Source organism: Streptomyces sp. NPDC056948 (assembly GCF_042674225.1).
GTDB lineage: Bacteria > Actinomycetota > Actinomycetes > Streptomycetales > Streptomycetaceae > Streptomyces > Streptomyces purpurascens.
This window is the reverse complement of sequence record NZ_JBHUQX010000457.1, coordinates 1-6,954: the sequence shown is the minus strand read 5'-3', so window position 1 is coordinate 6,954 and position 6,954 is coordinate 1. Positions and strand designations below refer to the sequence as shown.

7 protein-coding genes are annotated in these 6,954 nt (G+C 69.7%); 3 read left to right on the top strand and 4 right to left on the bottom strand.

Features of this window, described 5'->3' with window-relative positions:
• Nucleotides 1–60 precede the first annotated feature (60 nt).
• Entirely contained in the window at nt 61–2,118 is a 2,058-nt protein-coding gene (locus ACFTZL_RS38130; protein WP_382592979.1) for a glycoside hydrolase, read from the bottom strand.
• A gap of 289 nt (nt 2,119–2,407) precedes the next feature.
• On the opposite strand from ACFTZL_RS38130, the gene ACFTZL_RS38125 reads away from it, so the two are divergent.
• Nucleotides 2,408–3,397, top strand: a complete 990-nt coding sequence (locus tag ACFTZL_RS38125) for a LacI family DNA-binding transcriptional regulator (protein WP_382592982.1) — start codon at nt 2,408–2,410, stop codon at nt 3,395–3,397.
• Between the two features lie 9 nt (nt 3,398–3,406).
• Here the strand turns inward: ACFTZL_RS38125 and ACFTZL_RS38120 are convergent, their stop codons facing one another.
• Entirely contained in the window at nt 3,407–3,772 is a 366-nt protein-coding gene (locus ACFTZL_RS38120; RefSeq protein ID WP_382592976.1) for a YybH family protein, read from the bottom strand.
• A 105-nt stretch (nt 3,773–3,877) separates the two neighbouring features.
• Here ACFTZL_RS38120 and ACFTZL_RS38115 point away from each other — a divergent pair, with 105 nt between their 5' ends.
• On the top strand, nt 3,878–4,753 hold the full coding sequence (locus ACFTZL_RS38115) for a LysR family transcriptional regulator (protein ID WP_382592973.1): 876 nt from the start codon (nt 3,878–3,880) through the stop codon (nt 4,751–4,753).
• 31 nt (nt 4,754–4,784) lie between these two features.
• Here the strand turns inward: ACFTZL_RS38115 and ACFTZL_RS38110 are convergent, their stop codons facing one another.
• Nucleotides 4,785–5,588, bottom strand: coding sequence for a MerR family transcriptional regulator (locus ACFTZL_RS38110; protein ID WP_382592970.1), 804 nt, complete (start codon nt 5,586–5,588; stop codon nt 4,785–4,787).
• Nucleotides 5,581–6,117, bottom strand: a complete 537-nt coding sequence (locus tag ACFTZL_RS38105) for a VOC family protein (RefSeq protein WP_382592967.1) — start codon at nt 6,115–6,117, stop codon at nt 5,581–5,583. Before ACFTZL_RS38105 ends, ACFTZL_RS38110 begins: the two co-directional genes overlap by 8 nt.
• A gap of 256 nt (nt 6,118–6,373) precedes the next feature.
• Here ACFTZL_RS38105 and ACFTZL_RS38100 point away from each other — a divergent pair, with 256 nt between their 5' ends.
• On the top strand, nt 6,374–6,922 hold the full coding sequence (locus tag ACFTZL_RS38100; RefSeq protein WP_382592964.1) for a DUF1062 domain-containing protein: 549 nt from the start codon (nt 6,374–6,376) through the stop codon (nt 6,920–6,922).
• The last annotated feature ends 32 nt before the right edge of the window (nt 6,923–6,954 follow it).

Sequence of the window (6,954 nt, the reverse complement as noted above, 5' to 3'; positions counted from 1 at the left end):
CCCGGCCACCAGGACGGTGGCGGCGGGCGGGGGCGTCGTGGGCGGATGTGCGGGGCGGGGCTAGTCGGCCGTCACATCCGTCAGCTTCCACCGCTGGTTGGCTCCGGAGTTCGGCTGCCACACGCCGACGGACGCGCCGTCGTTCGTGGACTGGCCGGAGACATCGGGCAGTTGACCCGTAGCGGCGTTGACGAGGGTCCACGTGCCGTCGCCGGTCGACGACATGATCCACTCGGTTGCCTTGTCACGACGGCCCTCGTCCGGCTCGGCCACTAGTGCGCCGTTGCGGATGGCCAGGCGCTTGTCCTCGCTCGACTCGGTGAAGACGTACCGCTTGCGGTTGTCGCTCCCGCGGATCTGCTCCACCTTCCACTGCTGACCGCTCGGGTCGGACGCGTTCGCGCTCCGGATGACCAGACCCGTGCCGTTGTCGGCGATGGTGAGGTCCTTGCCGCTCTGGGCGCCGGTCAGGCGGTAGGTGTGGCCCTTCCGGAGCTCCGCCGCGTCCTCGGCCTTGCCGGAGACTCCCTTGACGAGGAAGGACGTCACGGACTGGGCGGGCACGGTGAGCGTGGCCGACTTGCCGCTGACACGGACGGCCTTCTGCTTCTCGAGCTTGCCGTCGGCGCTGGTCACCACCGGGGTGACCGTGGCGCGGGAGGAGACCCGGCCGAACTTGGACAGGTCGAGGGTGACCTCACGGGCCTCGGCCGTGCTGTTGACGTGGACGACCGTCGCCGCGTCGCCCTTGCGGGAGACCGCCGCCGTGCTGGACGTGTCGTTCGTCTTGATCAGCCGGTCGCCGGGCTTGATGTAGTGCGTGAAGTTGCGGGCTGTGTCGAACTTGGTGTTCGTGTAGATCGGGCAGGACTCCAGCGTGTCCTTCGAGGTGCAGCTGAACGGGAGCTGGATCTCGCCCCAGTTGCCGCCCTTCGCGGACTCGCCGCCCGGCTTCATGTTGTCGTAGTCCTCGACGGGCTGCCAGAACACCCAGGCCTTGGGCTCCAGTTCCCGGAGGTCGTCGACCATGCGCTGGGCGAGGCCCAGCCCGGGCCGCATGTCCGTGAAGCTCTGGCCGTCGCCCCAGTCGCCCTCGACCTCGCTCATCCACAGCGGCTTGTCGGCGGCCTTGGCCAGGTCGCGGACGGTGGTGCGCTGGCCCGTGCCGTAGGTGTGCACGTTCATCTGGTCGACGAGGTCGCGCACCTCCTGGGGGTAGGAGTTCCAGTTGGTGGCGAAGGTGCCCGGGTTGGTCTCGTCCATCGCCGAGATCTTCGCGTCCGACTTGGACTTCTTCAGCACCGGGCCCAGCGCCCGCAGCACCTTCTGCTGCATCTCCGGGCCTATGTGGGCGCCCTCCTGGCGCCCGCCGGTCGGCTCACCGTCCGGGCCCAGCTTGGTGCCCCAGTAGTCGGTGTTCGGCTCGTTGAAGGCGTCGAGCGTGTCGACCTTGATGCCGTGCGCCTTCTCCAGCCGCTCGGTCGCGCCCACCAGGTACTTGGCGAAGTCCTCCACGGACTCCGGCTTGAGCTGGTCCTTGCCCGCGTCGAAGTTGCCGGAGACGTAGCCGCTCTCGGTCATGAACCAGGGCGGGGAGTTGCTGAAGGTCTCCCAGTGGGTGATGTCCTTCTTGATGCGGTCGACCCACCAGCGCTGCGTCTTGTCGGCGTTCTTGTTCCAGTCGGCCGAGTCCTCGGCGTCCCACCAGTCGACGTCCTCGCGGGTCGTGCCCGCCGGCGCCTTCCACCAGCCCTCGACGGCCCCGCCGGCCCGCAGGTAGTCCTTGACGTCCGGGGCGTTGCCGCCGCCGATGTTGTAGCGGGCGATGTTCAGCGCGAGGCCCTCGTCGCCGAAGAGGAGCTTGTAGAGCTTCTCGCGTACCGCGGGCGGGTAGTCGCCGGTGGCGTTGGCGAACCAGACCAGGCTGGTGCCCCAGCCCTCGAACTTGTCCCCCGAGTAGGAGGGATCGGGCCGGACGGTGACCCCGGCCGCGGCGCTCCGAGACGTCGTCTCGGCGTGCGCGGCGGGCAGGGTGGTCGTGGCCAGGACGGTTCCGGTCGCCAGGGCGGTGACGCCGATGGCGCCGAGGAGCCTTCTCTTACGGGTGCGGTGTGCCATCTCGAGTACTCCAGGGCTCTGGTGCGGGTGGCGCCTTCTCGTACGGCTTCGGCTGTTTTCTACTGTTTTCTGCTAGGCAATGTTTACGTAAACATCCACTGGCGGGATGTCTACACTGTCCGAATCTCAGGGGTCAAGGAGTCGTTCCGGACCTAAATTTTCGCGCCGGTCTCGCCGGTCGCGCGGCGAGGAGAGCGAGGGGCAGGTGGGCACAGTGGACGGCGAGAGCGAACCGATGGGCACGAGCCGTACGAGAAGGCGCGCGGCCCGCCCCCGCCAGGGCGCGTCCATGGCCGACGTCGCCCAGCTCGCCGGCGTCTCCTCCCAGACCGTCTCCCGTGTCTCCAACGGCTTCCCGGGCGTCACCGAGGACACCCGCCGGCAGGTCCTGGCCGCGATGCGGGAGCTGGGCTACCGCCCCAACAGCGCGGCCCGGGCGCTGCGCCGGGGCGAGTTCCGCACCCTCGGTGTGATCACCTTCTCCCTCTCCACGATGGGCAACATCCGCACCCTGGAGGCCATCGCCACCTCCGCGGCCCAGCACGGCTACGCCGTCACGCTGCTGCCCGTCGCCGTCCCGACCCAGGACGAGGTGAACGGCGCCTTCTCCCGTCTGGGCGAACTCGCCGTGGACGCCGTCATCGTCATCATGGAGATCCATCTCCTGGACGCGGCGACGGTCTCACTCCCGCCCGGCGTGCAGGTCGTGGTGGCCGACTCGGACGCCGGCGACCGCTACACCGTCGTCGACACCGACCAGGCGGGCGGCGCCCGTGACGCCGTACGGCATCTCCTGGACCTCGGCCACGACACGGTGTGGCACCTGGCAGGACCCGACGGCTCCTTCGCGGCCCAGCGCCGCGCCAACGCCTGGCGCGACACGCTGAGGGCCGCGGGCCGGGTGACGCCGCCCCTGGTCCGCGGCGACTGGTCGGCCGAGTCCGGCTACCGGGCCGGTCTGCGGCTGGCCGACGAGCCGGACTGCACGGCGGTGTTCGCGGCCAACGACCAGATGGCCCTGGGCCTGCTGCGCGCCCTGCACGAACGTGGCCGCCGGGTCCCCGACGACATCAGCGTCATCGGCTTCGACGACATCCCCGAGTCCGCGTCCTTCCTCCCGCCCCTCACCACCATCCACCAGGACTTCGCCCAGGTGGGACGACTGTGTGTGGAGGGGGTCCTGGACAAGATGCGGCAGGACGGGGCGGAACACGGCACGACGTTGGTGCCTACGCGGTTGGTGCGGCGGGAGAGTACGGGGGTCCGGCGGCGGGGGTAGGGCCGGGCGTCAGCCGGTGGGCGGGGTGAACTCGGGCTGGTCGAGGACCCGCAGCCAGCTTCCGTCCGGCTGGCGCCGGACCACCTGCGCGCGGGCACCTGCCCCGTCCTTCGGCGGGGTCGACGTCAGGGCGATGTCACCGCTGACCAGCGTCGGCAGGGGCGCTTCCGGCTCGAAGACGGGGCGGTTGGCCAGCACCTTCTCCCACAGCACGCGGATCGCGTCCCGCCCCACCGTCCGCTCACCGGGCGGATAGGCCAGCACCGCGTCCTCTTCGTAGAGCGCGGCGACCCCGGCCGCGTCACCGGCGTTGGACCGCTCGACGAACAAGCGGGTGAGGTCCTCGGGCCGCAGGGCCTTCTCGTACTCCGGCATGGCGGGTCTCCTGAACGTCGTCGAGGTCGATGCCTCCATCCAGCGTGCTCACCCTCGGATCAGAAGTCCAACAGATGGATCTACTGGAAACTAGAATCACCGCTCATGGAACTGAGGCAGCTCGAATACTTCGTCGCCGTCGCCGAGGAACAGAACTTCACGCGGGCGGCCGAGCGGGTGCACATCAGCCAGTCCGGCGTCAGCGCTCAGATCCGCCAGTTGGAACGAGAACTCGGTGCCGAGCTGTTCGACCGCTCGGCGCGCACCGCCACCCTCACCGCGGCAGGCAGGGCGGCGCTCGACCACGCGCGGGCGACACTCGCTGCGGCCGGGGCGGTGGGCCAGGCAGTCGACGACGTCACCGACCTGATCCGGGGGCAGCTCGTGGTCGGGATGGTCATCGGCTGCACCCTCACGCCGCTGTTCGACGCGCTCTCCGCGTTCCACCGCGCGCATCCGGGGGTCGAGCTCTCCCTGCTGGAGGACAACTCCGACCGGCTCGTCGAGGCGGTGCGCGCCGGCACCGTCGACCTGGCCCTCGTCGGAACCGCGACGGCCGCCCCCGAGGGGCTCGAGGCGCTGACGCTCATCAGCGAGCGGCTCGTCGTAGCGGTGGCGGCCGGGCATCCTCTGGCGCGGCAGCGGCGGGTCGTTCTGCGCGACCTGGTCGCCCACCCGGTCATCTGCATGCCCCCGGGCACCGGCCTGCGCACACTCTTCGACCGCGCCTGTGCCGCACAGGGCCTCCACCCCACGATCGCCCTGCAGGCCAGCGCCGCCGACGCCATCGCGGACCTCGCCACCCGCGGCCTCGGCGTCGCCGTCCTCAGCGAGTCGATGGCCACGAGCTATGGCGACCGGATCGTCGCCCGCGTCATCGACGACGTGACAGCACCGGCGCTGCTGGCCCTGATCTGGAAGGGGACGCACGGTCCTGCGGTGCGTGAGCTGCTCGGGCATTGCGGGCGGGCGTTCGCGTGAGTCACCTCCGGGTCCGTGAAGGACCCGCGCACTACTGCCAGGTCGCGGTGTCCGGGTCGATGCCGTGGGCGCGTGCGCCGGCGTCGACGATGCTGCGGAACCACGTGGCAAGGCCGGCGCGGATGCCGTCGTAGTGGGCGGCGAATCCCGGGTCGGCCTCGTACATGCGGCCGAGACAGACCTGCATCTGCCTGGTGAGGGGAAAGTACGAGGCGAAGACTTCCCGGTGCCGCTCGACGAGTTGATTCGCCTCCGGGCTGCCCGGTGTGACGCCGGCGTCCATCGCATCCCCGAGGGCGCGTTCGAAGCCGGCGACGGCGTCGGCGATGTCCTGCCATTCCTCCGGACCGCGAGAGGCTGAGCGTTCGGCGTACTGCCGCCATTGCGTCGTGTCTCCGTAGCGCTGACGGGCTTGGGCGGGCCCGTCCGGGTCCCACTGAGGGCCGAAGATCGCGGCCTGCTGCTCGGCGGTCAGCAGCGGGCCGCGCTCATGGGCGTCGATCATCCGGTCCAGTCCGGCACTGAGCTGCTGGAGACGCTCGATCCGTTCACCCACCTGGGTGCGCTGCGCGCGCAACGCACCGGGCACGTCCGTGGTCGAGTCGTCCAGGACCGCCTGAATCCTGTCCAGGCCGAGACCGACCTCCCGGTAGACGACGATGCGGTGCAGGCGTTCCAGATCACCCGCCGTGTAGAGCCGGTATCCGGCAGCCGTGCGCAGCGACGGTCGCGCCAGGCCGATCTCGTCCCAGTGGTGCAGCGCGCGGACCGTCACGCCCAGCCGCGCCGCGACCTGACCGACGGTCAGACCATCGGCGTCAGCGGTATCAGGCATGCTCCTCATTGTCGCCGCGACCGACGCCCGGCGGGGTGATCCCGACGGCTGCGAGGTTCCGCGCTTCCTGACTGTCCGGATCAAAGGGCTTCGCCGCGGTGATGACGATCCGTGCGTTCTCGGGGGTGATCACCACGACATCGCGGGTGTTCCAGGGAGTGTCCCGTGGACCGTCGACCGAGTCCGGGCACAGCGTACGGCAGGCCTCGACCAGGGAATCGACCTGGCCGAGCACGCACGCGAAGCTGAAGCTCATCGCCGGTGCCTGCTCCGGAACGCTCTCCGCCGGGACGAGGAGTACGTCCTGGAACGCCCACCGGCGCAGATGCACCACCCTGCCGGGGATGCCGAACAGCTCGATGAACCCGAGCCCGCGAGTCCAGAAGTCCACCGACGCCGCCAGATCGCTCGTGGGGATCGTCACGAAGGCGGGCATCCCGTAGATGCCGCGGAACGGCTCCGGCGGAACCGCGTCCGGGCCGGGGGCGGGCACGGGACTCGTCTCGAACGCGTCGTAGTAGTCGCTCATGCACACCACTCTCCGGCCTCACGCAACGTGAGGGTCAAGCCGGATTTCTCGGCTCCCGGCCTGCCCCGACGATGCTCGAAATCCAGTGGAGCAGCGCCGCTGTGCGCCATTACCGTGCTGCCGACCCAGGTCGTCTGAGCAAGGACGTGCCGTTGTACACCGTGTGAGACCTCCCGAGAGCTGATCTGTCGCGCGTCGCGCATATGCGCCGCGCCGCTTTTTGCTGCGGTCTTCTCACTGGAACCGGTGTACTTCTGTGCTCGAAAACTGGGTGGTCATGCCCACCTGCCTGCCACTCGTCCTCCGCCGTTGCCATACGTGCGCGTCCGAACGCTTCCGGGCAAACGGCAAGTTTCGCGTCAACGCCCACCACAAGCTGCTCGACGCCTGGCTCCTCGTGCTCTGCACCGCTTGCGGGGAAACGGCAAAGCTCACCGTCCTGGAGCGGATGCATGTGCGCTCCGTGCGACCTGAGCTGCTGGACCGGCTGCACGACAACGATCCTGGCCTGGCAGCCGAGCTGCTCCAGGATCCGGTCGTGCGGCGCCGCAATCGCATCGCCCTCGACTGGGACAACGCCTGGCGTCTCGACACCGGCGGATCGGATCATCCGGACCGCGAGGTGATCGACGTATCGGTCCGCTTCGCGGCGCGGATCCCCGTCCGGCCGGTGCGGCTGATCGCTGAAGGCTGCGGTCTTTCCCGGGCCGAGGTCGAGAGACTGATCATGGAGGGGAAGGTCGTTTCGGCAGTCCGGCTGAGCGGCAAGCTCTCCGGCGACTTCACCTTCACGCTCAAGCGCTGAGCCCTCCCCGGGGCCAGGGCCTGTCCGGCAGA